General features: G+C 63.6%; 28 protein-coding genes. 9 read left to right on the top strand and 19 right to left on the bottom strand.

Going from position 1 to position 26402, the window contains the following annotated elements:
- Positions 1-40: 40 nt before the first annotated feature.
- From L867_RS0104035 to L867_RS0104025, 3 genes are all read right to left on the bottom strand, one after another.
- A complete protein-coding gene (locus L867_RS0104035; RefSeq protein ID WP_028735692.1) occupies positions 41-757 on the bottom strand; it encodes a substrate-binding periplasmic protein in 717 nt (238 codons plus the stop codon).
- Positions 758-788: 31 nt separating this feature from the next.
- Positions 789-3164: an EAL domain-containing protein gene (locus L867_RS0104030; RefSeq protein WP_028735691.1), complete on the bottom strand. Its 2376-nt coding sequence runs from the start codon at positions 3162-3164 to the stop codon at positions 789-791.
- A 231-nt stretch (positions 3165-3395) separates the two neighbouring features.
- On the bottom strand, positions 3396-3995 hold the full coding sequence (locus L867_RS0104025; RefSeq protein ID WP_028735690.1) for a 50S ribosomal protein L25/general stress protein Ctc: 600 nt from the start codon (positions 3993-3995) through the stop codon (positions 3396-3398).
- Between the two features lie 364 nt (positions 3996-4359).
- On the opposite strand from L867_RS0104025, the gene L867_RS0104020 reads away from it, so the two are divergent.
- From L867_RS0104020 to L867_RS0104010, 3 genes are all read left to right on the top strand, one after another.
- Complete coding sequence (locus L867_RS0104020) at positions 4360-5319, top strand: helix-turn-helix domain-containing protein (RefSeq protein ID WP_028735689.1); 960 nt, start codon at positions 4360-4362, stop codon at positions 5317-5319.
- Positions 5320-5458: 139 nt separating this feature from the next.
- Positions 5459-6973 carry an aldehyde dehydrogenase gene (adh, locus tag L867_RS0104015; RefSeq protein WP_028735688.1) on the top strand — a complete coding sequence of 505 codons (1515 nt, stop codon included), beginning with the start codon at positions 5459-5461 and terminating at the stop codon, positions 6971-6973.
- A gap of 112 nt (positions 6974-7085) precedes the next feature.
- Entirely contained in the window at positions 7086-7484 is a 399-nt protein-coding gene (locus tag L867_RS0104010; RefSeq protein ID WP_104368010.1) for a DUF779 domain-containing protein, read from the top strand.
- A 70-nt stretch (positions 7485-7554) separates the two neighbouring features.
- On the opposite strand, the gene L867_RS0104005 is transcribed toward L867_RS0104010, so the two are convergent.
- The 6 genes from L867_RS0104005 to lgt form a co-directional block, all read right to left on the bottom strand.
- A complete protein-coding gene (locus L867_RS0104005; RefSeq protein WP_028735686.1) occupies positions 7555-8487 on the bottom strand; it encodes a ribose-phosphate pyrophosphokinase in 933 nt (310 codons plus the stop codon).
- Positions 8488-8603: 116 nt separating this feature from the next.
- Positions 8604-9449, bottom strand: a complete 846-nt coding sequence (locus L867_RS0104000) for a hypothetical protein (RefSeq protein WP_037172387.1) — start codon at positions 9447-9449, stop codon at positions 8604-8606.
- A 118-nt stretch (positions 9450-9567) separates the two neighbouring features.
- Positions 9568-10719: a M24 family metallopeptidase gene (locus tag L867_RS0103995; protein ID WP_028735684.1), complete on the bottom strand. Its 1152-nt coding sequence runs from the start codon at positions 10717-10719 to the stop codon at positions 9568-9570.
- Between the two features lies 1 nt (position 10720).
- Complete coding sequence (gene pgeF / locus L867_RS0103990) at positions 10721-11515, bottom strand: peptidoglycan editing factor PgeF (protein ID WP_028735683.1); 795 nt, start codon at positions 11513-11515, stop codon at positions 10721-10723.
- 124 nt (positions 11516-11639) lie between these two features.
- A complete protein-coding gene (locus L867_RS0103985; RefSeq protein ID WP_028735682.1) occupies positions 11640-12740 on the bottom strand; it encodes a class I SAM-dependent methyltransferase in 1101 nt (366 codons plus the stop codon).
- Positions 12741-12761: 21 nt separating this feature from the next.
- Entirely contained in the window at positions 12762-13607 is an 846-nt protein-coding gene (lgt, locus tag L867_RS0103980; protein WP_028735681.1) for a prolipoprotein diacylglyceryl transferase, read from the bottom strand.
- 191 nt (positions 13608-13798) lie between these two features.
- On the opposite strand from lgt, the gene L867_RS0103975 reads away from it, so the two are divergent.
- The 4 genes from L867_RS0103975 to L867_RS0103960 all read left to right on the top strand — a co-directional run bounded on the left by L867_RS0103975 (position 13799) and on the right by L867_RS0103960 (position 16207).
- Positions 13799-14059, top strand: coding sequence for an accessory factor UbiK family protein (locus L867_RS0103975; protein ID WP_028735680.1), 261 nt, complete (start codon positions 13799-13801; stop codon positions 14057-14059).
- A gap of 470 nt (positions 14060-14529) precedes the next feature.
- Complete coding sequence (locus L867_RS0103970) at positions 14530-15030, top strand: type III secretion system chaperone family protein (RefSeq protein WP_028735679.1); 501 nt, start codon at positions 14530-14532, stop codon at positions 15028-15030.
- Between the two features lie 2 nt (positions 15031-15032).
- The gene (gene proC, locus L867_RS0103965) at positions 15033-15851 is read left to right on the top strand and encodes a pyrroline-5-carboxylate reductase (RefSeq protein WP_028735678.1); all 819 of its coding nucleotides are present in this window, start codon (positions 15033-15035) and stop codon (positions 15849-15851) included.
- Entirely contained in the window at positions 15848-16207 is a 360-nt protein-coding gene (locus L867_RS0103960) for a tRNA-binding protein (protein WP_028735677.1), read from the top strand. Before proC ends, L867_RS0103960 begins: the two co-directional genes overlap by 4 nt.
- Positions 16208-16222: 15 nt before the next feature.
- Here L867_RS0103960 and L867_RS0103955 read toward each other — a convergent pair whose 3' ends face one another.
- Genes L867_RS0103955 through L867_RS0103940 form a run of 4 tightly spaced genes read right to left on the bottom strand, consistent with a single transcriptional unit; the run spans position 16223 to position 19464 of the window.
- On the bottom strand, positions 16223-16807 hold the full coding sequence (locus L867_RS0103955; protein ID WP_028735676.1) for a DUF1349 domain-containing protein: 585 nt from the start codon (positions 16805-16807) through the stop codon (positions 16223-16225).
- 24 nt (positions 16808-16831) lie between these two features.
- A complete protein-coding gene (locus L867_RS0103950; protein ID WP_028735675.1) occupies positions 16832-18211 on the bottom strand; it encodes an ATP-binding protein in 1380 nt (459 codons plus the stop codon).
- Between the two features lie 34 nt (positions 18212-18245).
- On the bottom strand, positions 18246-18947 hold the full coding sequence (locus tag L867_RS0103945) for a response regulator (protein ID WP_028735674.1): 702 nt from the start codon (positions 18945-18947) through the stop codon (positions 18246-18248).
- A 1-nt stretch (position 18948) separates the two neighbouring features.
- Entirely contained in the window at positions 18949-19464 is a 516-nt protein-coding gene (locus tag L867_RS0103940; RefSeq protein WP_028735673.1) for a MarR family winged helix-turn-helix transcriptional regulator, read from the bottom strand.
- A gap of 254 nt (positions 19465-19718) precedes the next feature.
- On the opposite strand from L867_RS0103940, the gene L867_RS0103935 reads away from it, so the two are divergent.
- Positions 19719-20366 carry an MBL fold metallo-hydrolase gene (locus tag L867_RS0103935; protein ID WP_028735672.1) on the top strand — a complete coding sequence of 216 codons (648 nt, stop codon included), beginning with the start codon at positions 19719-19721 and terminating at the stop codon, positions 20364-20366.
- Positions 20367-20444: 78 nt separating this feature from the next.
- On the opposite strand, the gene L867_RS0103930 is transcribed toward L867_RS0103935, so the two are convergent.
- The 3 genes from L867_RS0103930 to L867_RS0103920 form a co-directional block, all read right to left on the bottom strand.
- A complete protein-coding gene (locus L867_RS0103930; protein ID WP_028735671.1) occupies positions 20445-20867 on the bottom strand; it encodes a BA14K family protein in 423 nt (140 codons plus the stop codon).
- Between the two features lie 149 nt (positions 20868-21016).
- Positions 21017-21232: a cold-shock protein gene (locus L867_RS0103925; protein ID WP_028735670.1), complete on the bottom strand. Its 216-nt coding sequence runs from the start codon at positions 21230-21232 to the stop codon at positions 21017-21019.
- 455 nt (positions 21233-21687) lie between these two features.
- Positions 21688-22578 (bottom strand): DMT family transporter, encoded by an 891-nt coding sequence (locus L867_RS0103920; protein ID WP_028735669.1) that lies wholly within the window; start codon positions 22576-22578, stop codon positions 21688-21690.
- Between the two features lie 118 nt (positions 22579-22696).
- Between L867_RS0103920 and L867_RS26310 the strand changes: the two genes are divergently transcribed.
- Positions 22697-23326: a DUF1176 domain-containing protein gene (locus tag L867_RS26310; protein WP_084638439.1), complete on the top strand. Its 630-nt coding sequence runs from the start codon at positions 22697-22699 to the stop codon at positions 23324-23326.
- Here L867_RS26310 and L867_RS0103910 read toward each other — a convergent pair.
- The 3 genes from L867_RS0103910 to L867_RS0103900 form a co-directional block, all read right to left on the bottom strand.
- The gene (locus L867_RS0103910; RefSeq protein ID WP_028735667.1) at positions 23323-24450 is read right to left on the bottom strand and encodes a PQQ-dependent sugar dehydrogenase; all 1128 of its coding nucleotides are present in this window, start codon (positions 24448-24450) and stop codon (positions 23323-23325) included. The genes L867_RS26310 and L867_RS0103910 overlap by 4 nt on opposite strands.
- Positions 24451-24802: 352 nt before the next feature.
- The gene (locus L867_RS0103905; RefSeq protein WP_028735666.1) at positions 24803-25267 is read right to left on the bottom strand and encodes a hypothetical protein; all 465 of its coding nucleotides are present in this window, start codon (positions 25265-25267) and stop codon (positions 24803-24805) included.
- Between the two features lie 165 nt (positions 25268-25432).
- Entirely contained in the window at positions 25433-26356 is a 924-nt protein-coding gene (locus L867_RS0103900; RefSeq protein WP_028735665.1) for an EAL domain-containing protein, read from the bottom strand.
- Positions 26357-26402 lie beyond the last annotated feature (46 nt).

Genomic DNA, 26402 nt, shown 5'->3' with positions numbered 1-26402 from the left:
GTTGTCAACCCGGTTTAAGGGCTGCGACGGCGCTTGCCGGTCAGTTGCCGAGCGGCATCTTGTATTTCTCGAAGATCGTTTTCTGGGTCCCGTCGGCGATCAGCTTGTCGAGCCCGGCCTGCATCTCGGCGATCAGCGCATCGGGGAAGTCGATATTGCAGGCGATGGCGAACTTCTGTTCCGACAGGACGAACAGCGCCTCGATGGCGTTGCCCTCGGCCTTCAGGTCTTCGAAATACTTCTCCGAGATCGGCATCAGGTCGATGCGCCCGCTCATCAGCTTCTTGAAGGTGAGCTTCAGGTCGGTGGCGAGGTCGATCTTCGGGAAACCGTTCCGTTCCAGAAGGTCCTGGGTATAGTCGTTGCGCTGGGTGCCGACCGTGTACTGGCGGGCTTCCTCGATCGAACGCGGCTTGATGCCGGACGCCTTGTTGGCGATCATCACGTTGCGGTCGATGGCGAGCGGTTCCACCCATTTGAAGCGTTTGTCGCGCTCGGCGATATGGGCGGTGGTGAACACGCAGTGCGTCCGGTCGGTCTCGGCGAGCGACAGCGCCCGGGCCCAGGGCATCATCTCGATCGTGTGATCGGCCTTGACGTATTTCATCAGGGCGACCGTCTGTTCGTAGCCTACGCCCTTGTATTCGCCGCCCTCGCGGAAATTGTAGGGCGGGTAGTCCTCGGTGGTGAAATGGATGGTTTCGGCACCGGCGGCGCTTGCCAGTCCCATCGACAGAAGAAATGCGGCGATCCTCATAGGCACTTTCCTTCTCGATATCAGGGGATGCTCAGGCGACCGAGCTCCTGCGGTTTCGTGTTTCTGCCATTGTCTTGATCAGCTGACTGACCGGCTGAGGCCGGGCGAACAGATAGCCCTGGCCACGATCGACGCCGAACTGGCGCAGGATGTCGCGCTGTTCCGCGGTTTCGATGCCCTCGGCCACGACCGAGCATTCCATCTTGTGCGAAATCGCCGTGATGCCTTCGACCAGCATGCGGCTCTTGTGCTGCAGTTCCGGCTCCTCGACCGAGAGCGAGCGGATGAAGGACTGGTCGATCTTGACGATGTCGACGGGGAAGCGGTTGAGGTAGCTGAGCGACGAATAGCCGGTGCCGAAGTCGTCGAGCGCGATGCGGCAGCCGAAGCGGTTGAATTCGTCGAGAATGGTGCGGATCTGCGGATTGTCGTGCAGCAGGGTCGCTTCGGTGATCTCGATCACCAGGCGGTGCGGCGCGATGCCGTAGCGGGAGCTCAGCGCCGCGAGCCGGATCGGCAGGCCCTGGTCGAACTGCAGCGGCGAGAAATTGATGGCGATATAGGCCTCGTCATCTTGCGTCGCCTTCGAGATTGTCACCAGATTGGCGAGGGCCTTTTCGAGGATGCGGTTGCCGATACGGGTGATCGCGCCGGTCTCTTCCGCAACCTTGATGATGTCGCTGGGCGGTAACGTGCCCTTGGTCGGATGCTCCAGCCGCAGCAGCGCCTCGTAGCCGACGACCCGGTCGCTCTCGAGGTCGACGATCGGCTGGAAATAGGCCTCGAACCAGTCTTCCTCGAGGGCCGCCTCGATGTCGCGTTCGATCGCGGCGCGCTGGCGGGTGGTGTCCTGGATCAGCGGATCGTAGAGCAGGGCACCGTTCTTGCCGTCGCGCTTCTTGCTGTACATGGCCATGTCCGACTTTTGCAGCAGTTCGGCGGCATTGCTGGCATGGCGCGGATAGAGCGCCACGCCGACGCTGGCGCTGAGGCGCACGGTGGCGCCCTGCACCAGCAGAGGCTCGTCGAAGATGGCGCAGAGGCGATGGCTGAGTTCCAGCGCGTCGTGCTCGACCCGGGCGGAGCGCAACAGGACGGCGAACTCGTCGCCGCCGAGGCGGGCGGCCACAGCGCCGGACGGCAGGAGCGGGCGCATCAGGTCGACCAGCATGCGCAGCACGGTATCGCCCGCCTGGTGCCCGAGATTGTCGTTGATCCACTTGAAGCGGTCGAGGTCGACGAAGATGCAGGCGAGTTCGCCGCCCATCGCGTCGGTCTGGCGGATCTCGGCATCCAGTGCGTTCTCGAAGCCCTGGCGGTTCATCAGGCCGGTCAGGTGGTCGGTGATCGCCTGGCGGTGGTTGCGGGCCTCGGACTGCTTGAGCGCGGTCACGTCGGTCATGACGCTGAGCGACAGCCCGTTTTCGCCCGTCTTGCCTTCCTTGCTCGCCTCGACGATCAGCACATCCATCAGATTGCCGCCGGCGCAGACGAATTTGGTCGTGCTCTCGACCACGGCATTCTCACGGTGCTTCTGCCGCTTGCGTTCGAGATAGCCCTCGCGGGCATCCTCGTGCACGAGATCGGCGAAACGCTTGCCCAGCACCTCGCTGCGCTGGTAGCCGGTGGCCAGCAGCCAGTAGTCGCTCACGCCGGTGATGCGGTCCTGTTCGTCGAGCGAGAACAGCATGGCGGGGGTCAGGTTGTAGATGTCAGTGGCACGGCGGTGGGCAATCTTCAGTTCGCGCTCTTCCTGCTCGAGCTGGCTTTGCATGGCGTTGAAGCTCTTCGCCAGCCGGCCGATCTCGTCGTTGGACTGCCAGTCGACGTGATGGCGCGAACCGAGCTGGCGGGTCGCCTCGATCGCCGCCGTCAGCTTCATCAGCGGCTGGATGATCATCAGGCGGTTGCCGAAGATCGCGGCGAGGACGACGCCGAGGACGGCAACGACGAAGATGCCGATCAGGATCGCTTCCGCATCGCGCAATGAGGAGATCGCGTCGAACCGGCCGTAGTAGATGGTGATCGTTCCGACCGGCTTGCGACCTTCCACGCCCTCGTAGAAGATCTCGCGCGACTGCGATTCCACGCCGCTCTTCGGCCATCTGGGCAGGGGGGGCATGGAGATGTTGATGCCGCCCGACAGGTCCCGGACCTGGACCTTGCTCACCGAATTGGCGGAGATGATGGTTGCGGCGATCTGCTCGACGCCTTCGCGGTCGAAATCCCACATCGGCTTGGCCAGGGCCTGGGAATTGGTGGCCAGCAGGATTTCGACGTGATCCTGGAGTTCCTTGGCGGCTCGGTCGGACGACAGCGCCAGGAACAGCGCGAACAGCGGTACCACCAGAATGAAGACGGTAATCGCGACGATGGCGAGGAATCGGCTTTCGATCGACCGGGTCATGCCGCGGCGGTCCCATCAAACATGTGACGGTCCTTGATCAAAGCCAAGACGATATGCTCCCCGATGCCCCGTGAATCGAACCCGAACGGTTTCACGAATTGATTAAATCTCGCTAAAGCAGACGCCCCAGATTTCGCGCAAGTTGTATTTATCCGCGTGTCCCGGCCATAAAAAAATCCCGCCTCCGAGGGGAGGCGGGATCTTCATGCGGCAACGATGCTGCCGTATTTATCAGGCTTCTGCTTCGCCTTCTTCGGCAAGGCCACCAGCCGGAGCGACGATCGTGGCAATCGTGAAGTCGCGGTCGGTGATGACCGGGGTCACGCCAGCCGGCAGCTTGACATGCGAGATGTGCAGGCTGTCGCCGATCTTCGCACCGGTGAGATCGACGGTGATGAATTCCGGAATGTTGTTGGCCGGGCAGTGCAGCTCGACTTCGTGACGAACGACGTTCAGAACGCCACCGATCTTGATGGCCGACTTGTCTTCGTTGATGAAGTGAACCGGAACTTCCACGGTGACCTTGCTGTCAGCGGAGACGCGCAGGAAGTCGACGTGCATGGTGAAGTCGCGGACCGGATCGAGCTGGTAGTCCTTCGGCAGGACGCTGATCTTCTCGCCGTTGACTTCGATCGTGGCGACGGTGGTCATGAAACCGCCGGCGTGGATACGCTTCGTCACTTCGTTGCTGTTGAGCGAGATCGCGATGGGGGCCTGCTTGTCACCGTAGATGACAGCGGGAATCAAACCGTTGCGGCGAAGTTCACGGGAGGACCCCTTACCTACCCGTTCGCGCGCCTCGGCCTTGAGCTCGTAAGAAGAGTGGCTCATGGTTTTACCTTTCGAGGTTGTTTGGAGAGTCTCGCCGGCGTACCATATCGTCGCCTGCTGAAACCGGAGGCCTCATAGAGAACCTCATCCGCGTTGCCTCCAAGGGTGTCTACACGGACGGGCGCGCTATAGAACAGAAGTGCCGGAAAGGCAAGCTTTGCCGGGAGGTTTCGTCACAAGGACGCATGCGAAGGGCTTTCCGCTCGCCCGGCCCGAGACTTTATCGGCACCAGCCGGTCGGTGGCCAGCGTAGGTGTCGCATATCTGCGACAGTTTGCGCCATGACGATACCGCACGCCTTGTTTTAGTTAGTCGTCATTGAAAGAATCCCGCGATGTAGGCATTATCGCTTTGGGAGGAGCCGATGCGCCAGCCATCCAGCCATTCTGACTTGGTCTACGCGACCGCGTCGCAGAACTCCGCGGCGGCGAGTTCGCCGATTGCCGCTTCGTGGCGGCGCTGCCTCAACCTCCACCAGTTGGCGCCCGAAGAAGGGCGAAAGCCGGTGCAGGTCGAGGATTCCGTGTTTCGTTCCGCGCGCGAGCGGATGGAGCATCTTGTGCTTGCCTGCAGCGATGAGGTGGACCGTCTCCATCAGACTGTCGGACGCTCCGGCTGCTGCATCGTGCTGTCCGACCGCGACGGGATCGTGCTTGATCGGCGCGGATCTGCCGGCGACGACGCCGACTTCCGCGAACTCGGCCTGTGGCAGCAGAATGTCTGGAGCGAGGCGAGTGTCGGCACCAACGGCATCGGCACGGCGCTTGCCGACGAGCGGTCCGTCATCATCCATCGGGAACAGCACTTCCTTAGCTCCAACATCGAGCTGAGCTGCGCGACCGCGCCGATCCGCGATCACATGGGCCGGGTGGCTGCTGCTCTCGACATTTCCACCTGCCGGAGCGACGTCACCGACATGACGCTGGCGATCCTGTCGCAGGCGGTGCGCGACGTTGCCTCGCGGGTCGAGGCAACACTTTTCCGCCAGGCCTTTCCGGGTGCACGCATCATCATGGTGCCGACGGCCCATGCCGCCACCGCGGCCCTTATCGCCGTGGACTATGACGACCTGATCCTCGGGGCGACGAAAGCCGCGCGTGCCGCCCTCAAGCTTGACGACCTGCGGATCGCGCAGGGGCTTCCGGCAGCCGACGCCTTGCTCGAGAGCAGGGGCGACGCGAGCTCCGATCTCGACGACGCGGAGCGCGCGGCGCTGCGGCGGGCTTTGACCCGCTGCAACGGCAATGTGTCGCAAGCCGCGCAGATTCTCGGCATCAGCCGCGCGACCCTGCATCGGAAAATCAAGCGCTTTTCGCTGCAATAGGCCGCCTTGCCGTATCTGTCGCATTCCTGAAACAGTGTGCGCTGCGGTATGATTTTGGCTCCCTATCGCCGGCGATCTTTCCCCGCAATCATCCTCGCACAGGTCCGCTGGAGGGACCTTTCCCAGGGAGGATGACAGCATGAACATTCAGGTACAGACCGCGAGCAAGACGCCGTTCAAGCTCCGCTACGGCAATTTCATCGGCGGCCAGTGGGTCGAGCCGGTCAATGGCCGCTACTTCGACAACACCACGCCGGTGACTGGCGGCAAGCTCTGCGAGGTTGCCCGTTCCGACGAGCAGGACGTCAATCTGGCGCTCGATGCAGCCCACGCCGCCAAGGACAAGTGGGGCCGCATGTCGACCACCGACCGCTCCAACATCCTGATGAAGGTAGCGCAGCGGATGGAGGACAATCTCGAACTCCTGGCGCGCGCCGAGACCTGGGACAACGGCAAGCCGTTGCGCGAAACAATGGCAGCCGACATTCCGCTCGCCATCGACCATTTCCGCTATTTCGCCGCCTGCATTCGCGCCCAGGAAGGCACGATCGGCGAAGTCGACCACGACACGATCGCCTATCACTTCCATGAGCCGCTCGGCGTCGTCGGCCAGATCATTCCGTGGAACTTCCCGATCCTGATGGCGGCCTGGAAGGTCGCACCGGCGCTCGCCGCCGGCAATTGCGTCGTCCTGAAGCCGGCCGAGCAGACCCCGGCCTCGATCCTGGTGCTGGCCGAACTGATCGCCGACCTTCTGCCGCCGGGTGTCTTGAACATCGTCAACGGTTTCGGTCTCGAAGCCGGCAAGCCGCTCGCCACCAGCCCGCGCATCGCCAAGATCGCCTTCACCGGCGAGACCTCGACCGGCCGGCTGATCATGCAGTATGCCAGCCAGAACCTCATCCCGGTCACGCTCGAACTCGGCGGCAAGTCGCCGAACATCTTCTTCGAAGACGTCATGCGCGAGGACGACGACTATCTCGACAAGGCGCTCGAAGGCTTTGCCATGTTCGCGCTCAACCAGGGCGAGGTCTGCACCTGCCCGAGCCGCGCGCTGGTGCATGAAAAGATCTATGACCGCTTCATGGAGAAGGCGCTTGCGCGCGTTGCCGCCATCAAGCAGGGCGATCCGCTCGACATGTCGACGATGATTGGCGCCCAGGCGTCGAGCGAGCAGCTGGAAAAGATCCTGTCCTACATGGATATCGGCCGCCAGGAAGGCGCCGAGGTGCTGATCGGCGGCGAGCGCAACAACCTGTCCGGCGATCTCGCCGGCGGCTACTATGTCAAGCCGACGGTGTTCAAGGGCCACAACAAGATGCGTGTCTTCCAGGAGGAGATCTTCGGACCGGTGGTGTCGGTCACGACCTTCAAGGACGACGCCGAAGCGCTCGAGATCGCCAATGACACGCTCTACGGCCTCGGCTCGGGCGTGTGGAGCCGCGATGCCAACCGCTGCTACAATTTTGGCCGCGACATCCAGGCCGGCCGTGTGTGGACCAACTGCTACCACGCTTATCCGGCGCATGCCGCGTTCGGTGGCTACAAGCAGTCGGGCATCGGCCGTGAAACCCACAAGATGATGCTCGACCACTACCAGCAGACCAAGAACATGCTGGTCAGCTACAGCCCGAAGGCGCTGGGCTTCTTCTGATCCAACCATCTCCACAGGCAGGAGGTTTGTTGCCCCCGCTTCAGCCTCTTGCCGTCCCTCTCCCTGCCCTGGCAGGGGGAGGGATTGCCGTTTCGGGAAGGAGGAAGACCTCATGATCGACGAGACTAACGCGGCGCAGCCGCGCGTGACAGCCACGCAGGCAGCACTGGACTTCATCCGGGAGATCCAGGCGGATCATCCCGACATTCTGTTTCACCAGTCCGGCGGCTGCTGCGACGGCTCGTCGCCGATGTGCTACCCGACTGCCGAGTACCGGGTCGGCGAGACCGATGTGAAGCTCGGAGAGATTGGCGGCGTGCCGGTCTATATCAGCGGCTCGCAGTACGCGGTGTGGAAACACACGCAGCTGATCATCGACGTGGTGCCGGGGCGAGGGGGCATGTTCTCGCTCGACAACGGGCGCGAACGGCGTTTCCTGACGCGCTCGCGGCTGTTTGCCGGCGGCGAGGCCTGCGCCATTCCGGCCGTCGCATCGAAGACTTCCGTTTAGACTCGAAATAGGAAATCCCGCGAAGCGCGAGCTCCGCGGGATTTGAAATTTCAGCCCTCGGGCGGCCGGTTCAGTCGAACAGGCTCGATACCGATTCTTCGGCGCTGGTGCGGTTGATCGCTTCGCCGAGCAGGTTGGCCGTTGTCAGCACGCGGATGTTGTGGGCGGACTGTACCGCCGTGGTCGGCTGGATCGAATCGGTGATGACCAGTTCGCGCAGCTTGGAGGAGGTCACGCGGGCAACCGCGCCGCCGGACAGCACGCCATGGGTGATATAGGCGGTGACGCTGGTGGCACCGTTCTTCAACAGCGCTTCTGCCGCATTGCACAGCGTTCCGCCGCTGTCCACGATGTCGTCGATCAGGATGCAATCCTTGCCGGACACGTCGCCGATGACGTTCATGACTTCCGATTCACCCGGCCGGTCGCGACGCTTGTCGACGATGGCCAGCAGACAGTCGAGGCGCTTGGCGAGCGAGCGGGCGCGGACGACGCCGCCGACGTCAGGCGAAACGACCGTGACGTTCTTGGTGTCGTAGCGTTCCTTCACGTCGCGGGCGAGCAGCGGCACGGCGTAGAGGTTGTCGGTCGGGATGTCGAAGAAGCCCTGGATCTGGCCTGCATGCAGGTCGAGGGTCAGCACGCGATCTGCGCCGGCCTCGGTGATCAGATTGGCGACGAGCTTGGCCGAGATCGGGGTGCGGGGACCGGGTTTGCGGTCCTGGCGGGCATAGCCGAAATAGGGAAGGACTGCCGTGATGCGCTTGGCCGACGAGCGGCGGAAGGCATCGATCATGATCAGCAGTTCCATCAGGTGATCGTTGGTGGGAAATGATGTCGACTGGACGACGAAGACGTCCTCACCGCGCACATTTTCCTGAATTTCTACGAAAATTTCCTGGTCTGCGAACCGCCTGACACTGGCTTTTCCGAGTGGTACGTTGAGATAATTGCAGATTGCCTCGGCGAGTTGCCGGTTCGAATTACCTGCGAAAACCTTCATGTTGGTCCGCCTGTTGTCATGCTGAGATGGGCGCTTTTTAGCGCCCTTCCCCCCGAATGCAAGTGGTTTGCCGGAAATGCCTTCCTTTTTCGTGAAAAGATTCCAAGCGGTGGCGTTCAGCCGCCGCGCGCCTGCCGCCATGACGTGTATTCGGCGATGGTCTTTGTGCCGATCTGCTGCATCAGCGAGGCCGGTACACCGGCCCAGGGATCGGTCGCTGCTGACGGCACCTTCTCCTCGCCCTGGATGCGATGCAGGCGGTTGCCGCCGCTGTCCAGCACGTCCCAGACATAGACGACCGTGACCGTGCCGCCGTCGCCGAAGGCGGAGAAATAGCCCTTCAGGATATGTTCGCTGGCCGGATCGCTGGCGCTCTTGATCGTCAGGCCCTTGCCGCGCGCCTCGGCGCCGAGCTGGCGCGACAGCGGCGTGATCGACTGGACCGGGGCGCCGATGATCGGCAGGAAGCGGATGGTGCCGGCAGCGCCGGCCGGGGCGAGGGCAGCGACGTTTTGCTGGGCGGGTGCCGGCTGTTGCTGGGCGGTTTGCTGGGGTGCCTGGGCGAATTCCGCCGGCTGCGCGGGCGGCTGCAGCGGTCCTTCGGCGGGCGCGAGCGGCTGGGCAGCGGGGGCCGGGGCTTGCGGATAGCTGTCTTCGCTCACTTGTCCGCCGGAAAGTGGCGGAGAGGCAACCGGGTTGTTCTGGCCGGTGGCGAGCGCCGCGGCCTGGGCTTCCAGCGAGTTCTGCGGCTGCTGAGTATAGCCCTGTTCGGCAAGCGACGGGCTCTGGGTGTAGGACGGCTCCGAATAGGCCGACTGCGGACCTGGCGACAGTTCGCTCTCGCTCACGGGCTGCCCGCCGTCGCCGATTTCCATCGGCGGCACCAAGGCATCGGGCGTGTTGCAGGCTGTGAGTGCTGCCGCCGCGATCAGGCCGGCCGTAGCCGTTCGAGAGAGTTTCATCGTCGCTGCCGTCCTCGTGCCACCTCCATGTGGATTTGAAGAGGATAACGTTAAAATCCTATCAATTCCTTAGAGTGCTGGCGAAGAGGGCGGATTATCGCCTCAGGGTTGCCGTCGGCTACCGCACGAGCAGTTCGAGAGGATGGCGCGAGAGCGCCCGCGGCGCTTCGGCGGTGGTCAGATAGGTGTGGCCGAGGGTCATCGCGGTCTCCCGCTCACTGTCCATGATGATCATGTGCACGAAGAGCGACATGTCGGCTAGGATCGGCTGGGCGTTGCCGGTATGGAACATCTGGTGCTCCATCCAGGAGGGCGAGAAACGGGCGCCGAGCGAATAGCCGCAGGCGTTGAGCCGATGGCGGGCAAGGCCGCGTTCGTCCATGATCCGCGCATGGGTGTCGAACACGTCGCCGAAGGTAAAGCCCGGGCGGAGAACCTCCTCGACTGCCTTGATGGTTTCCTGACAGGCGGCATAGAGCTCGCGATGGCGGGCGCTCGGCTCGCCGATCGCGATCGTGCGCATCATGGCGGCATGATAGTGCGCGCTGACACCGGCCCATTCGAGCGTCAGTTGGTCCTTGGCGGAGAGCGCGCGGCGTCCGGACTTGTAGCGGCAAAGCAGCGCATCCGAGCCGGAACCGATGATGAATTCGTTGGCCGGATAGTCGCCTCCGCCGGCCAGGATCGCCCCTTGCATGGCGGCGAGGATCGCGGCTTCGTCACCGCCGGCCCTGATCAGCGGCAGGGCGGCGTCGAGCGCATCGTCGGTGAGTGCGGCCGCCCGCTCGACATGGGCGATTTCCGCCGCACTCTTCACCAGTCTGAGTTCGCTGACGAGATAGGAGGCGTCGATGATCTCGCAGAAATTGGTGAGCTGGTTGTCGAGAAGGCGGGCGACGCGGCCGGTCATGCCGTGGGTGTCGTATTCGATACCGATTCTCGCGCCGAGCAGGTCCATCTCGCTCAGGAGATTGCGCAGGTCCATGGTGGGGTCGGCATTCACCCGGTCGACCCAGATGACGATGTTTTCGATATTGGAGGTTTGTTTCGCCTGGCGCAGGTCGGCCGAGCGGGTCAACAGCGTCATCGTGCCGTCGGCCTTGACGATCAGCGTCTGGAAGAAGCAATAGCCGAACGTGTCGTAGCCGGTCAGCCAGTACATGCTTTCCTGGGCGAAGAGCAGGATGGTGTCGAGTTTCTGCTCGGCCATGCTGGCGGTCAGCCGCTCCAGCCGGACGGCATATTCGCTCGCGTCGAAGTGCAGGGCCATGTCAGTCCTCCCTTATGGCAATCGCGGATATCTGTCGTCCATAGTCCGGCTCGCCGGCATGGGTGGTGCGGCGATAGGAATAGAAGGCGTCGGGATCGGCATAGGTGCAGATGCCGAGGCTTTCGGCCCGTATCCCGGCATCGGTCAGCCGCTTCACCGTCAAACCCTGCAGGTCGAACATGGCATGGCCGGGCTTTGCCGAAGGGCTGAAGAACTGGGCGAAGGCCGGGTTCTCGGCGATGAAGCGGTCGACGAATTCCGGTCCGACCTCGTAATTGGCGCCGCTGATCGATGGGCCGAGGCAGGCGGTGATCGCCTCGCGTCGCGCACCGAGCGATTGCATGGCGAGGATGGTGTTCTCCAGCACCCCGCCGAGCGCGCCCTTCCAGCCGGCATGGGCGGCCCCGATGACCCCCGCTTCGGCATCGGCAAACAGCACCGGGCCGCAATCGGCCGAAAGCACGCCGAGGATGACGCCGGGAGATGCGGTAACGAGCGCATCGGCCGTCGGTCGGTCGCCACCATAGGTGCGGTCAACGACGACCACGTCCGGCGAGTGGACCTGGTGCACGGTCGCGAGTTTCTCGGGGGAAAGGCCGAACCAGCCGCTGACGCGGCGGCGGTTTTCCTCGACCTTTTCCCTCTCGTCGCGGGAGCCGAGGCCGACATTCAGGCCCCGATATATGCCTTCCGAAACGCCGCCCTTGCGGGTGAAATAGCCATGGCGGATGCCCTTGCTCTCGGCATCGGCAAAAAGGCGGCTGGTGATCGGGTCGGGCAAAGGGTGGTTCTGCATAAGCAGCCTCCGAAGCGGCGCGCGGGCGATCGATTCGAACGCCTTGTCCCTGAAAACAATAGGGAAACAAGGGTCCGGCCGCAGTTTCAGTCGGCGCGATGTTGGCTTATCGCCGCCGCCCCTGTCAATTGGCTCCCTTGAAGGGGGGCAGGGCCACGGTCGGGCTGGAGATCGCCATGACCTTGAAAAGTTCGCCCATGCGACCCTCACCGGCGCCAGCCAGACGCTCGACCGCCTTGACGATTTCGGCCTGAGTCTGGGCATCCTTGCCACGCCCGAGGGAGGCTGCGCGGTCCTCGATGCCGAGGCCGATCAGGAAGTCGCCCTGATACATGCAGCCGTTGACGTGGACGCCGGCGCTGAGCGCCGTGCGGGCGAGATTCTCGAAGTCGACATGGCTGGTGAGGTCCGCCATGCCGGGATGGGCGAGCGGCGGGTCGTATTCGTGTGCCAGAACGGCCTGGAGCGTATCGCCGAAGCCGCTGACCATGTGGCCGTAGTCGATCACCAGTGCCGTGCCGTGGCACTTCAGCAGGCGGTCGCAGAGCGTGGTCAGCACCGCCTGGCGGGCCGGCGCTATCTCGAAGATCTCGCCGTCCGGCGGGGCAATCTGGCGCGGCGGCAGGAGGGCCGGATCGAGCGTGGCGACGCCCGCGGCGAAACACAGCTCGCCCTGCGCATCGACGCCGACCATACGCTCGCGAAAACCGGTCGGGGTCTTGACGAACTGGCGGATCGGAATGGCGTCGAACAGCTCGTTGGCCGCGATCAGCGAGAAGCCTTCCGGCACTTCGTCGAAGCTCGTGTGCCAGGCGATCCTGTCGCCATGGGCAGACAGCGTCTCGCGCTGCACGGCCTGGAGCGCCGGGCTGGTCTCGACCAGATGGATGCTCGCGGTCTCGTAGAGGCGGGGCGCGAGCCTTGCGACCACGCGCAGCATGTCGGCCATCATCGTGCCGCGGCCGGGGCCGATCTCGACGATCCGGGCATCGAGCGGTTCGCCGTGGCGCTGCCAGGCAACGACCAGGAAAATGCCGACCATCTCGCCGAACAGCTGGCTGATCTCGGGCGCGGTGACAAAGTCGCCGGCCCGGCCGAAGGGGTTGCGGGTCTTGTAGTAGCCATGCTCCGGATCGGCGAGGCAGAGGGCGAAATAGTCCGTCACGCTGATCGGGCCGCTGGCGAGTATCAGGGACTTGATCTTCTGGGCGAGGGCAGTGGTCATGCGGGGCGCCTCATGTTCGCGTCACGACCGCGGGCCGGCGGCGCGGCGGGCTCTCAGGAGCGCCCAGGCGCCGACCGCAAGCATCGGCAAGGACAGGAGCATGCCCATGGTCAGCCAGCCGCCGGCGAGATAGCCGAGTTGCGGATCCGGTTCGCGGAAGAATTCGACGGTGATACGCGACAAGGCGTAAAGAATGACGAAACAGCCGGTCACCAGGCCGGGTGAACGGAAGCCGCCGAGCAGGCGGCCGATGACCTGCAGCACGAGGAAGGTCAACAGGCCTTCAAGCAGGGCTTCATAAAGCTGGCTCGGGTGGCGCGGGAATGGGCCACCGGTCGGGAAGGCCATGGCCCAGGGTACGTCCGTAGGGCGTCCCCAGAGTTCGCCGTTGACGAAATTGGCGATGCGGCCGAACAGGATGCCGAGCGGTGCGACGCTCGCGACGATGTCGAACAGGCTCCACAGCGGGATCGCGTTGCGCCTGGCGAAGAAGACCATGGCCAGCGTTGCGCCGAGGAAGCCGCCGTGGAAGGACATGCCGCCGTTCCAGATCTCGATCGCACGGACCGGGTCAGCGACGATCGCGGCAAAATCGTAGAACAGGATATAGCCGATGCGCCCGCCGAGCACGATGCCGAGAGCCACCCAGACGAGGAAATCGTCGAGATGGGCGGCGGTGCAGGGTGGGGTGCCGTTCGGCCACAGTTTCTCATTGCGCAACATGCCGCGTGCGACGACCCATCCCAGCATGATGCCGGCGACATAGGCTAGACCGTACCAGTGGATCGCGAGCGGGCCGAGGGAGAAGGCCACCGGATCGATCGCCGGGAAGGTCAGGATGGACATAAGTTCGGCGGCTGACGACAAGGGTGCTCTTTCTCTAATGTTGCCGGAAAATGGCGTTCCGATATGGCACGGTCAAGATGGAATCTTGCCGCGTAGTGAACGCACGCGGGCGCGGGCGCGAAATTTGCTTGCAACGGCGCTGTCGAATGCCTACCTCAACGGCTGTTACCGAGGACGCCGTCCAGGGATCGAACGCTAGAGGAGTCACTGCCATGTCGACGGGCCCGAACCGTATTATGGACGAATTCGCCAAGCTTATGACCGATGCCGCCGGCGCCGCCCAGGGCGTGCGCAAGGAGATGGAAACAGCCTTCCATTCACAGGCCGAGCGCTGGCTGAACGGCATGGACGTCGTCAAGCGCGAGGAGTTCGAGGCCGTTCGCGAGATGGCGGTCAAGGCACGCGACGAGAACGACGCCCTGCTGAAGCGCATCGAGGCGCTTGAGGCAAAGCTCGCCGCCAAAGCCAAGTAGGCGCGCTTTTTGGGTATCCGGGAGGCCCCGTGTCCGAGGGCCTTTCCGGTCAGAATCCACTGTTCCTGCAGCCTGTCGCGAAGCCTCGCGCCAGGCTTTTTCTTTTTCCGCCGGGTTTCTTGCTCCGCTGCCGACTACGAGTTCATACAGGTTATTTTTCCACATGCTCGCGGCTGGAAAAAAGCCAATGGGCAGAGTCGTTTAAGGGCGACTGCACAGGTTGTGCGGCAAGTGCTGTCCACAGACCCGTTGGGCAAAACGCCGTTTCGGGGCTGGTACTTGGTCTTCGCCATTATACACTGATTTTAAATGATGATTCGAAACGGACCTGCGCAAGTTTCGGACAGGGTGGGTGTTGTACCCTGGGGTCCATAGGTAATCATTCCTAGTGTTGTATCCGGTTAATTTGTCTGTGTCCTTCGGTGTCACCACTCGAGATATCGCATTCATCCCGGTCAAGAAGGTGCCGCATGAGCCTGATGGAATTTGAATTCGAACGACAGTCCAACCCGGTCGACATGATCGAATTCGTCGCTTCGAACAACGACTGGTCGTTCGAGCGCTCCGGCGAGGACGAACTCGCCATGACGGTCGCGGGTCGCTGGGCTGACTACCACGTGTCCTTCTCGTGGATGGAAGAGTTCGAGGCGCTGCATCTCGCATCCGCCTTCGACCTGAAGATTCCGGAAGCGCGCGTCAACGAGGTCATCCGGCTCCTGTCGCACATCAACGGCCAGGTGCTGATGGGTCACTTCGACATCTGGCGGCACGAGGACGTGGTGATCTTTCGCCAGTCGCTGCTGCTCGCCGGCGGTGCCGAGCCGACCAATCGCCAGGTGGAAGTCCTGCTGTCGAGCGCGGTCGATGCGTGCGAAGCCTATTTCCAGGCCTTCCAGTTCGTGGTCTGGTCCGGCATGGACGCCAAGAGCGCCATGGAAGCGGTTCTTTTCGAAACGGCCGGAGAAGCCTGAGCATGACCTATTCGACGATGGGGTCTGTCGTACTCGTCGGCGCCGGCAATATGGGCGGTGCCATGCTGTCCGGCTGGCTGAAGAGCGGCGTGCCGGGCTCTTCCGTCACGGTGATCGATCCGGGTCCGTCGGAGTCCATGCTGAAGCAGATCGCCGACGCAGGAGCGACCTACACCAGGGACGTGCCCGCCGGTCTCAAGGCCGGTATTCTCTTTCTCGCGCTCAAGCCGCAGGTGATGGAAGCAGTGCTGCCGCCCCTCAAGGCGCTCGTCGGACCGCAGACCGTCGTGGTCTCGGTCGCTGCCGGCAAGACGCTGGCCTTCATGGAAGAGCATCTGGGTGCTGCCGCCATGGTGCGCGCCATGCCGAACACGCCGGCGATGATCGGTCGCGGCGTGACCGGTGCCTTCGCCAATGATGCCGTCAGCGCCGAGCAGCGCGATATGGTTCACCGCCTTCTCAAGGTCTCCGGCCCGGTCGAATGGCTGGACGGCGAGGAGCAGATCAATGCGGTGACGGCCGTGTCGGGCAGCGGCCCGGCCTATGTGTTTTATCTCGTCGAGTGCATGGCTGAGGCTGGCCGCAAAACCGGCCTGCCGGCGGACCTGGCCATGCGCCTCGCACGGGAAACGGTCGCGGGGGCTGGTGAACTGCTTCACCAGTCCCCCGACGCCGCCGCGAAACTGCGGCAGAACGTGACATCGCCGGGTGGAACGACCGCTGCGGCCCTTTCGGTGCTGATGGCCGAAGGCGGCATGCAGCCGTTGTTCGACCAAGCCATCGAGGCGGCACGCAAGCGTGCCGAGGAACTGGCCGGATGAGCGGGACGTCCAAGGTTCAGGCCGAGATCGGCTATGCCGATTTCGAGAAGGTGGACATTCGCGTCGGCACCATCGTCGAGGCTGAACCTTTTCCCGAAGCGCGCAAGCCGGCGATCAAGATCAGGATCGATTTCGGGCCCGAGATCGGCATCAAGAAATCGTCGGCGCAGATCACCGTGCACTACACGCCGGAGAGCCTGATCGGCCGGCAGGTGCTCGGCGTCGTCAATTTCCCGCCGCGCCAGATCGGTCCGTTCCGCTCGGAAGTGCTGACGCTCGGCTTTGCCGACGAAAACGGCGCGATCGTGCTTGCCGCGGTCGAGCAGCGGGTGCCGAACGGCATGAAGATGATGTGAGGCCAGTCAGCCGCGTCAGTGAATGTCGCGGCTGACCGGATCGCTCACCCGGAAATGGTGGAACACCACCTCGAAGCCGGCGCGTTGCGGCGAGCAGGCCATCACCCCGACATCCAGACTTTCCAGACCGGGCGGAAAATAGGCCAGCCGCGCCATCCGCCAGAGCCCTTCGGGCTGCACGCGGTATTGCACGAACATGGCATCGCCGAGCCGGCTCAGGCGAAGCTCGAGCGCACCGGAGAAATCCGCAAGCACAAAGGCTGACCAGTCGGAGCGGCCATCAACGGTTACCACCGTGCTCAAGTGGCAAAGGCCGTCGGTGAATTCGATGCCGCATTTCAGCCAGTGGCGCTCATCGTGCCGGACCATCAGCCCGGCCTGATCGTAGAGCGCTTCGTAGCGGCCGGTGAAACGCGTGCCGATGGTGAAATCGCCCGTCCGGGGCAGGTGGAAGAAATGCCCGGTGTCGTGGTGGAAGCCGTAATAGGTCTTCTGCCAGAAATCGGTTTCGTTGCCGGTCACGACCTGCAATCCGTCAGGCCCCACCTGCGTGCGCGGGGGCGGGTTCAGCCAGGTCATGGCATTCCAGTCGGTCGACATTGGATCATTCTCCTCGATCGGAAATCAGGCCGGCACGCGGATCGTGGCGCGCAGGCCGCCGAGCGGGCTGTCGCTCAGCGTCACGTTGCCGCCATGGCTGCGGGCGATGTCGCGGGCGATCGCCAGGCCGAGCCCGGTGCCCGACGCATCGAGATTGCGCGCTTCATCCAGGCGGAAGAAAGGCTTGAACACGTCGTCGCGATAGTCGGCGGGAATGCCCGGGCCGTCGTCGTCGATCATGATCGTCAGCCATTTGGCGCTATGCTTCGCATCGATCTCCACGCGATCGGCATAGCGGCGGCTGTTGGACGCGAGGTTGGCGACCAGCCGGGTAAAGGCGGTCGGCCGCACCGCGACCTCCTCGTCGCCTTCGATCTGATAGGTCAGCGTCTTGCCGTGCAGCTCGAAATCGGCCTTCAGCTTGTCGAACAGTTCTCCGAGCCTCAGCTTGCCGACATCCTCTTCCGCTTCACCGCGGGCGAAGGCCATGTAGCCTTCGAGCATGGTCTGCATGTCGTCGACGTCCTGGTTGAGGCCCTGAAGGTCGGGATTGTCGCCGGCGAGCGCCAGCTGCAGCTTGAAGCGGGTGAGGATGGTGCGCAGGTCGTGGCTGACGCCGGTCAGCATGGCGGTGCGCTGTTCCATCTGCCGTTCGATGCGCTCGCGCATCAGGATGAAGGCGAGGCCGGCGCGGCGCACTTCGTCGGCGCCGCGGGGGCTGAAGTCCTCCGGCGGCCGCTGGCCCTTGCCGAAGCTCTCGGCCGCCTTGGCGAGCGACAGGATCGGGCGGATCTGGCCGCGCAGGAAGAGCGTGGAGATGACGATCAGCACCAGCGACGTGCCAACCATCCACAAGAGGAAGATATGGGTATTGGAGGCATAGGCGGAGTTGCGGCGGGCAAAAATGCGAAGCACGCCCTGGTCGAGGGCGATGCGGATCTCGACCAGGCGCGAATCCCCGACCGTGTCGATCCAGAAGGGCCGGGCGATCTGGTTCTCGATCTGGTCGGAGAGGATCTGGTCGAGGATCGAGAAGAACGGTTTTGGCCGTGTCGCCGGCAGTTGTCCGCCCGCTTCCATCGACACCGTCATGTTCAGCTTGTCGCGGGCGATGCGCACCACGTTCTTGAAATCGGCCTCGTCGGGATAAGCCTCGATCAGGGCAATGATGGCGGCGATGTCGCGCGTGACGGCGCTCGACATGCGCTCCGTCACCATCTGCCAGTGGCGCTCCATGAAGACGGCGGCCAGGACCGTCTGAAGGATCAGCATGGGCAGGATGATGATCAGCAGCGAGCGGGCATAAAGGCCGGTCGGCAACTGGTGCCTCAGCCAGCGCGACAGGCCTTTTAGCCCGCCGGGCGAGCGATCATTGTCCCTGCGGATGCTGTCGAACAGCGTCATCTTGCCTTCGCTTCCGTTGGTGCGCCTGCCGGCGCTAGTCCATGCTCAGCCGGTAGCCGATGCCGCGCACGGTCTGCAGCCAGACCGGATTGGCCGGATCGTCCTCGATCTTGCGGCGCAGCCGATTGATCTGCACGTCGATCGTGCGTTCACCGACTTCGGTATCGTTGCCGATCAGTTCGTGGCGCGGAATGGTGTCGCCGGCGCGGGTGGCGAACAGGAGCATGATGTCCTGCTCGCGGTCGGTGAGCTTGATCACTTCCGGGCCACGCTTCAGCTCCTTGCGCAGGATGGAGAAACTATACGGCCCGAACATGACCTGCTCGATCTTCGGCTGGTCGGCGTTCAGGTTGCGCTTCAGGATATTGTTGATGCGCAGCACCAGTTCGCGCGGATCGAACGGCTTGGCGAGATAGTCGTCGGCGCCGGCCTCGAGACCGGCGATGCGCGATTCCGCCTCCGAGCGGGCAGTCAGCAGGATGACCGGGATCTGCTTGTCGGCGGCGATGCTGCGGGTCAGCGACAGCCCGGATTCGCCCGGCATCATCACGTCGAGCACCAGAAGGTCGAAGTGCAGGCCTTCGAGCTTGCGCCTTGCCTCTCCGGCATCGGCGGCGACCGTGATACGGAAGCCCTGTTCCGAGAGGTAGCGTTGCAGCAGGTCGCGAATGCGCGTGTCGTCGTCGACGACGAGGAGATGGGGCGCATCATCGGCAATGAAGATCTTGCGCGCCATGTCATTCGGCTCCGGCTGTGTCCGCAGGCTGCAACGTGTCCGAGCGGCTCATGCCTTCCAGGAACCTGTGCACGCCTTCGCGCATGGCGGGGGTGAAGCCCTCCAACGCCTTGGCGATGCGGCGCGACTGCGGTTCGGACAGGGCAAGCGCCAGCTCGCGACCGGCCAGCGTCGGGTAGAGGCGGCGCTGGCGGCGGTCGGCCGGGCCGGCCATCTGGCGGATATAGCCCGAATCGATCAGTTCCTTCAGCACGCGGGCGAGGCTCTGCTTGGTGATCTGCAGGATGTTGAGCAGGTCGGCGACCGTCATGCCCGGCCGGCGGCTGACGAAATAGACGACGCGGTGATGCGCGCGGCCATAGCCGATCTTGGCGAGGATCGCGTCGGGATCCGAGACGAAATCGCGATAGGCGAAGAACAGGAGTTCGATCGTCTCGAAATCGATGGTCTTGTCGTCGACGACCGGCATTTCCGGCAGTTCTTTCCTGGCAGCCTTACCGGTAGACTGTCGAGCCACTTTGTACTTCCTTGTTCTTGCGGCGCCTGTTGGGCGGCGGTCGCATACCTGCCGCGGCAATGGCTGCCGGTCATTCCCGATGCGTGCGACACAACCGTCAGGCCGGCACCCGTTTTGCGGCAAAACTAAGCGCAGACGGGGAAAAACTCCAACGAAATTACCGGGATCGCACAGTTTACCGGCAAGGCTTCGCGGATTTAAGTTTTGCCGAGGACGTGTTATGCGCAGCCCGCGTAAAAAGAAGGAACTGCCCCATGGGACAAATGCAGGCCGGGATCATACCGGTGACCCCCTTTCAGCAGAACTGCACGATCCTGTTCGATAGCGATACGCATGAAGGCGTAATCGTTGATCCTGGCGGTGATGTCGATGTGATCCTCCAAACGCTCAAGGAAAACGGCATTACTCTGAAGGAGATCTGGCTGACCCATGGCCATATCGACCATGCCGGCGGGGCGCAGGAACTGAAGGAAGCACTCGGCATCGAGATCGTCGGTCCACACAAGGACGACTTGCCGCTGTTGCAGAAGCTCGAGCAGCAGGCGCTGATGTTCAATGTGCCGATGAAGGTGCGCAACACCGTGCCCGATCGCTGGCTGGAAGAGGGCGACAAGGTGTCGTTCGGCGTGCATGAATTCGAGGTCTTCCATTGCCCCGGCCATGCGCCGGGCCACGTCATCTTCTTCAACCGCGCGCAGAACTTTGCCCATGTGGGGGACGTGCTGTTTTCCGGTTCGATCGGCCGGACGGACTTGCCCGGCGGGGACCATCAGACGCTTCTCAACTCGATCCGCGACAAGGTGCTACCGCTGGGCGACGACGTCGGTTTCATCTGCGGCCATGGGCCGGGCGGCCGGATCGGCGAGGAGCGCCGCACAAACCCCTTCCTGCGCGGGATCTGAGCGCGTAAACGAAGGGCCGAAACGAAAAAACGCGCCGGCGATGCGGCGCATTTCTTTCGGATTTCGAAGACCGTCGGCTCAGCCGGCGGTGCAGAAATGCGAGCGGCCGTCATAGCCGACATAGGTGCCCGAGCGGGCATTGAAGCTGCGGTAGCGAGCCGAGCAATAGTCATACCATTCCGGCGACCACGGCTCGACCGCTGCGCCATAGACCGGGCGCGGCGCCGGCGGATATTCGTCGACATAGACCGGTTCCGGCTCGATGTAGACGCGTTCCGGCTCGTCATAGATCGGCTCCGGCTCGACATAGACGGTGCGCGGCTGGCTGGCGATCACGGCACCGGTGACCAGGCCGGCGGCAAGGCCGATGGCGCCTGCTGCAAGTGCGTCCTGGTTGTGGTGGCGCCGGTAGTAGTCGCCCGCATTGGCCTCGGACGATGCGGCCAGCGGCACGATGGCGATCGCTGCCGACAACAGGGAATATTTCGCGAAGTTCATCATGGCTCAGCCTTCCTGTGACCTGCAATTGTCTTCGTCGCATCTAGCGAACAATGAAGTCAGGATAGGGGCGGCCGGCTGAATGCAGCCTGAACGAAAAAACCCGGCAAACCTGCCGGGCGGAAAAGCCATGCCGAAGCAAGATGCGAATGTCAGCCGGCGATCTGCAGGTTGACGGCCTTCGGGCCCTTGCCGCGACGATCAGGTTCGGTGTCGTAGCTGACCTTCTGATTCTCAGAAAGTCCCTGCAGTCCGGAAGCCTGGACGGCGGAAATGTGTACGAAGATGTCCGCGCCGCCATTGTCAGGCTTGATGAAGCCAAAGCCCTTGTCGGTATTGAAGAATTTTACGATGCCAGTCTCGGCCATGCGTCAGGTCCTTTTCTCTCTGCCCTGTGTCGGCGGGGCAGCATTGCAATGTTACCCGTAACCGGGTGATCGACAGGCATTTCTCGGTATTTGAGGAAAGGGCCCCTGTTACCGCAAGCCAACGCTAAAAAAGCAAGTATACTCGCTTCTGTAGTGCATAACCTGCCCGGAACTTTTTGCGTCTCCGGCGCGCATGTATTATAAGGTCTTCCCGCTCGCAAAATTGCCCGAACTCGCGAAGAGTGCTTGGTTTATTAAAAATTGGCAAGCGAAAGTTTTCCAACCTCCGACGCGCGCAGGAGCCCCGAAAGCCCCTGTTTTGCGGGCTTGAGGCCCGTTTGGCGAAATATTTTTCTTGGCTGGCGCGCACTGCATCGTGAGCGATGCATTTTTTGGTCAAAACCTTCCTTCATTAGGAAAAGTTGGCGCATTTTCGCTTTGGGTGAAATAAGCAGCTAGGCTGCAATGGCCCGCCGCCGGGTCAGTTCCGGCACGAGTTCTACCAGCAGCATGGCGGCAAAGATCAGGCCGCAACCGACATACCCGATGCCGGGAAGGGTCTCGGCCAGCAGGACCGCGCCGAACAGCGCGCCGAACAGGGCCTCCGACGACAGGAAGATCGCCGCCTGCGGGGCGGTCGTGTAGCGCTGGCCGATGATCTGCAGGACGAAGGCGAGGCCCGACGAGAGCAGTCCGCCATAGAGGATCTCGGGCAGAGCCGAAGCGATGGCGTTGCCGCTGATCGGCTCCAGCGCCGTGGCGGCGAGACCCGCGCCTAGGCCGCAGACGGCAAACTGCACGGTGGCAAGCGCCAGAGGCCGCTCGCTGATCCTGACCGCGATCGGCGTCAGCGTGATCTGAACGGCAAGGAAGATGGCGCACAGAATGACGAGGATGTCGCCGTCGCCAAGGGCCGACAGTGATCCGCCGTTCAGCAGCAGGATGCCGAGCACGGTGAGCAATGCAGCCGGCCAGATGACCCAGTGTGGCCGACGACGCAGGACGGCGACGGCGATCACCGGCACGAGAACGACATAGAGGCCGGTGAGGAAGCTGGCATTGGTGACGCTGGTCGACTGGATGCCGATCTGCTGCAGGGTCTGCGCGGCGAGCAGGGAAAGCCCGACCAGCAGGAACCAGCCATAGTCGCCAAGCGTCAAGGGGCGGGCGGCGGCTCTCGCCTCGCGGAGCGCGAAGGGCAAGACGGCGAGCGTCGCCAGCGTGAAACGCAACGCGTTGAACCAGTTGGGCCCGAGCCATTCCATCGCCTCCGACTGGGCGACAAAACCTCCGCCCCAGATCGCGGCGGCGAGAAGGAGGAGGAGATTGGCCTGGATGCGAGACATGGGATTCCGGATTGCGGATGGATGGTGGGAGGCGAGGCGTAACAGTTGATTTTGTGTTCGACAAGGTCGATCGTCGGGACGAAAGTTCGGCGAGAGATATCCGGAAGCGAACAGGAACATGACGGCAGCGCGAGCATTGACGAGGGGACTGCTGACGATCGCCAGCGTCACGGCGGCGGCTGCCGGTGCGATGTGTGCCACCGAACCAAGCGGCGAGATGCCGGCGGCGGAACGGCCTGTCGCGAAAGCGATCGACAGTTATGACGCGATACCGGCACCCATTCTCCCGGCGTTCACGCAGGAATCCTCGCCCTGTCATGTGGAGGAGGCGAGGCTCCGGTTCGCGTCCGGCACAGACCTGGAGGACGCTGAGGGCAATCGTCTGGTTTTCATGCCCTGCGGCACGCCCGGCGCCTATAACGAACCGTACGCCCTCTATTTCGGCATCGACGAAGCCAGCCTCCACCGCATCGTGTTTCCGGATATGACAAAGGAGGGGCCGTCGATCCTGATGACCGCCTACAATCTGACCTACGAACCCTCGACCAAGACACTGACGTCCTTTCACCGCGGTCGGGGCTCCGGTGATTGCGGTTCGTGGTACCGGTGGCATGTCGACCTGGCGCGCAGCAACCATGTGCTTGTGCTGATGGACCAGCGTGTCAAAGGCGCCTGCGACGGCAACGACCTCGGCGGGCCGCAGAACTGGACGCCGGTCTGGGCGGGTTCGGCCCGGTCAGGGGACTAAGGGGTGACGGCGCGGCTGATGCGCAGCAACCGGCCGTCTTCCTCGTCGGTCACCAGCAGGACGGAGCCGTCCGGGGCGACCTTCACGTCGCGCAGGCGCCCGTATTCGCCCGCGAGCAGGCGTTCCTCGCCGATGATCGCGCCGCTCTCATCGCGTTCGATGCGGGCCAGGAGTTCGTATTTGAGGGCGGCGACGAGAAAATCGCCATCCCATTCCGGGAACATGGCGCCGCGATAGACATCGATGGCGCCGGGTGCGATCGACGGATCCCAATAGTGGACGGGCAATTCGTAGCCCTCGGCCGACTGGCCTATGCCGATTTCCGCGCCGGAATAATGCTTGCCGTAGGAAACGACCGGCCAGCCGTAATTGCTGCCGGCCTTCGGAGCGTTGATCTCGTCGCCGCCGCGCGCGCCATGCTCGACGGTGAAGAGCGTGCCGTCTGCGGGGTCGATGACGATGCCTTGCGGATTGCGATGGCCGATCGACCAGATCTCGGGGAGGCCCTTGCCGCCATCGGCGAAGGGATTGCCCGCGGCAGGCTTGCCGTCGGTGCCGACATGCAGGATCGAGCCGGCATGATCCTGCGGGTCCTGCGCCCGATCCATCTCGCCACGCTCGCCAATGCCGAAGAACAGGCTGCCGTCCCTGGCGATCGCGATGCGCGAGCCAAAGTGCTGGGTGGTGTCGGTGAAGCGGTTCATGGCGAATAGCTTTTCGACGTTTTCCAGCTTCGCCTCGTCGTCGGACAGGCGGGCGACGAAGAGCGCCGTTCCCTGGCCTCCGTCCCCCGGTATGGAGGCGGTGAAATAGAGTTTGCGGCTTTTTGAAAAGTCGGGCGAAAGGGCCACGTCGAGCAGGCCGCCCTGGCCGCCGACGAAGAGTTCCGGCAGGCCGGTGATCGGTTCGCCGACCTTCATCGCCCGCACGATCCGCAGCCGTCCGGGGCGCTCGGTGACGATGTAAGCGCCGTCGGGCAGCACTTCCACCGACCACGGATGTTCCAGGCCGGTCGCGATCGCGGTCACTTCCAGTTCTGCCTTCTTCGAGGGAAAGCGATCCGCGGCCATGGCCGGCGCTGCCGCCAGTACAAGGGCGAGCGAGGCCAATGCCGCTGATCGCATGCGATATGCCGGGCTTTGTCTTGCTGCGGTCCTGGACATATGGCGGCCTCCCTTTGATCCAGTGTTCTATCTGGGGAGTGAAGAAGCGTTGGCAAGAGGCGAGGGCAAGAACGTGAGGCTTGGGTCTGCAGTTCCTTTTGCGCGGCGGTGGCCGTCAGGCGCGGCCGGAATGGACAATCGGGTGGATGTTGCGCCCGAGGACGGGAGGGTGTCGGCTGCCCTGGCCTTGATGTAGAGTCCGTCGGCGATCAGTAGAAGGCCGCCGATCGCGACGATGACAAGGCCGAGGGCCATGGCGCGTTCGGCCGGGCCGAGACGGCGCCACAGCGGCGGGCGCCTGCGAGGTGGGTGTTCAGGCACGACGGCGGCCCGATTCTGCACGGAACAGTTCCTTCAGGCTGCGGCGCCAAAGCGCCAGGCTGCCCGCCGCCATCGCGGCGAAGCAGACCATCATCAGGCCGAGAAGGATGTACCGGTCGGAGAGCGTTTCGGCCTGCGGCAGCGTCGGGCCGGTCGGCGTTCCGACCAGGCGCGGGGCGATGATCGGCGTCGAGGCGGTCGGCATCGGATCGACGGTGACGGAGGTTGTGTGCTCGGACGGCTGTACCCGGTCGGCGGCATCCGGGGTGGCGGCGAGGGGAAGGACGATGGCGGCATTGCCTGCCGGCTGCGGCGGCAAGGTCTCGGCGCGGGCCGTGGCGGCGAGGCCGATCAGCATGGCGGCGCAGGCAAACAGGCCGACAAACGCCACGCGGCCGCGCTCAAAGAACCGTTGGAACCAGGGACGCGCTTCGGAATTCTCGTCTTCCAGAAACATTCGTCTATCCTCGCAATTGAATTCGTACAATGCGAGGGAGAAGAACCCCGTTTGAGGGCTTCACGGGGACCGAATTGCGGCGTCATCCGGCATTTGTCGTGGCGATATGGTGGCGCGATCGATGCCTGCCATTGATATGAGCAGGATGCCTGCAAGCGAGGCGTGCTAGCGCCGCTTGCCGAAGACCCGGATCGGGCGCGTCACGGGCTCGCCGCGTGGCGAGGCGACGGACGGGGGCTCCGCTTGGCTCTCCGATGGTGGCGCGGGAGCGGTCGCCGGATCGGCCGGGGGCAGCAGCATTTCCGGATATTCGTCGTTGAACCCCGTCGGGGCGATCTGCGGCCGGGCCAGCGCATAGCCCTGCAGCAAGGTCACGCCGAGTTCGAGGCAGAGATCGACCTGCCAGGTTTCTTCGAGGTGTTCGAAGATCGGCTCTATGCCTTCGTCCTGCAATTGCCGCACGATGACGCGCAGCAGGGCGGAACCGGCGGAATTGTGCAGGTAGTCCCGCACCCAGTCCCCGTCGAAGCGGACGAAGTCGGGCCGCAGCGCCAGTACGTCCTGGATGTCATGTTCGCTCGCCTCGTAGTTCGACATGGAGATGCGCGGGCCGGCCCCACGCAGTTGTTCGATCGTGCGAGCGATCAGCTTGCCGTTGCCGCTGGCGGCCGACACGTCGCAGATGATGCGCTCGGGCGCCAGTCGGGCCTCGTGGGCCGCGAGGCGGATGCGGTCGAGTTCGTGGCGCTGCTCGACGCCGTCGGTGAAGAGCTGCGGCTGGAAGCTCACCAGAACCAGAGTGCGATCCCGCTGCAGCAGGCCGGCGTTGAGGATGTGGATGCTGCGCAGCAGGCTGTCGACGGCGGGCAGGTCCTCCGGCGCAACCAGCGGGAAGAATTGCGAGGGTGGATAGGCCTCTCCGTTGCGTTCGGCCCGCACCAGTCCCTGGAAGGCGTGAACATCGAACACTCCGTCCGCCACTCTCTTGAAGATCGGCTGCAGCGCGGAGCGCAGCACGAAGGGACCATAGGCCGTCGACCAGGCACCTCCGGCATTGACGAGCTGGGCATAGATGCTGTTCGTGGTCATTGGTTTCGCGTCTTGATTGCTGCTTGAGTGTCGCGCACGCAAGTCT

The organism is Paenirhizobium selenitireducens ATCC BAA-1503, assembly GCF_000518785.1.
Classification (GTDB): domain Bacteria; phylum Pseudomonadota; class Alphaproteobacteria; order Rhizobiales; family Rhizobiaceae; genus Allorhizobium; species Allorhizobium selenitireducens.
This window is presented reverse-complemented; position numbering and strand designations above follow the sequence as displayed.

Coding starts and splice junctions, on each gene's coding strand:
- L867_RS0104035 (WP_028735692.1), bottom strand. CDS start 757: ATGAGGATCGCCGCATTTCTTCTGTCGATGGGACTGGCAAGCGCCGCC.
- L867_RS0104030 (WP_028735691.1), bottom strand. CDS start 3,164: ATGACCCGGTCGATCGAAAGCCGATTCCTCGCCATCGTCGCGATTACC.
- L867_RS0104025 (WP_028735690.1), bottom strand. CDS start 3,995: ATGAGCCACTCTTCTTACGAGCTCAAGGCCGAGGCGCGCGAACGGGTA.
- L867_RS0104020 (WP_028735689.1), top strand. CDS start 4,360: ATGCGCCAGCCATCCAGCCATTCTGACTTGGTCTACGCGACCGCGTCG.
- adh (WP_028735688.1), top strand. CDS start 5,459: ATGAACATTCAGGTACAGACCGCGAGCAAGACGCCGTTCAAGCTCCGC.
- L867_RS0104010 (WP_104368010.1), top strand. CDS start 7,086: ATGATCGACGAGACTAACGCGGCGCAGCCGCGCGTGACAGCCACGCAG.
- L867_RS0104005 (WP_028735686.1), bottom strand. CDS start 8,487: ATGAAGGTTTTCGCAGGTAATTCGAACCGGCAACTCGCCGAGGCAATC.
- L867_RS0104000 (WP_037172387.1), bottom strand. CDS start 9,449: ATGAAACTCTCTCGAACGGCTACGGCCGGCCTGATCGCGGCGGCAGCA.
- L867_RS0103995 (WP_028735684.1), bottom strand. CDS start 10,719: ATGGCCCTGCACTTCGACGCGAGCGAATATGCCGTCCGGCTGGAGCGG.
- pgeF (WP_028735683.1), bottom strand. CDS start 11,515: ATGCAGAACCACCCTTTGCCCGACCCGATCACCAGCCGCCTTTTTGCC.
- L867_RS0103985 (WP_028735682.1), bottom strand. CDS start 12,740: ATGACCACTGCCCTCGCCCAGAAGATCAAGTCCCTGATACTCGCCAGC.
- L867_RS0103975 (WP_028735680.1), top strand. CDS start 13,799: ATGTCGACGGGCCCGAACCGTATTATGGACGAATTCGCCAAGCTTATG.
- L867_RS0103970 (WP_028735679.1), top strand. CDS start 14,530: ATGAGCCTGATGGAATTTGAATTCGAACGACAGTCCAACCCGGTCGAC.
- proC (WP_028735678.1), top strand. CDS start 15,033: ATGACCTATTCGACGATGGGGTCTGTCGTACTCGTCGGCGCCGGCAAT.
- L867_RS0103960 (WP_028735677.1), top strand. CDS start 15,848: ATGAGCGGGACGTCCAAGGTTCAGGCCGAGATCGGCTATGCCGATTTC.
- L867_RS0103955 (WP_028735676.1), bottom strand. CDS start 16,807: ATGTCGACCGACTGGAATGCCATGACCTGGCTGAACCCGCCCCCGCGC.
- L867_RS0103950 (WP_028735675.1), bottom strand. CDS start 18,211: ATGACGCTGTTCGACAGCATCCGCAGGGACAATGATCGCTCGCCCGGC.
- L867_RS0103945 (WP_028735674.1), bottom strand. CDS start 18,947: ATGGCGCGCAAGATCTTCATTGCCGATGATGCGCCCCATCTCCTCGTC.
- L867_RS0103935 (WP_028735672.1), top strand. CDS start 19,719: ATGGGACAAATGCAGGCCGGGATCATACCGGTGACCCCCTTTCAGCAG.
- L867_RS0103930 (WP_028735671.1), bottom strand. CDS start 20,867: ATGATGAACTTCGCGAAATATTCCCTGTTGTCGGCAGCGATCGCCATC.
- L867_RS0103925 (WP_028735670.1), bottom strand. CDS start 21,232: ATGGCCGAGACTGGCATCGTAAAATTCTTCAATACCGACAAGGGCTTT.
- L867_RS0103920 (WP_028735669.1), bottom strand. CDS start 22,578: ATGTCTCGCATCCAGGCCAATCTCCTCCTCCTTCTCGCCGCCGCGATC.
- L867_RS26310 (WP_084638439.1), top strand. CDS start 22,697: ATGACGGCAGCGCGAGCATTGACGAGGGGACTGCTGACGATCGCCAGC.
- L867_RS0103910 (WP_028735667.1), bottom strand. CDS start 24,450: ATGCGATCAGCGGCATTGGCCTCGCTCGCCCTTGTACTGGCGGCAGCG.
- L867_RS0103905 (WP_028735666.1), bottom strand. CDS start 25,267: ATGTTTCTGGAAGACGAGAATTCCGAAGCGCGTCCCTGGTTCCAACGG.
- L867_RS0103900 (WP_028735665.1), bottom strand. CDS start 26,356: ATGACCACGAACAGCATCTATGCCCAGCTCGTCAATGCCGGAGGTGCC.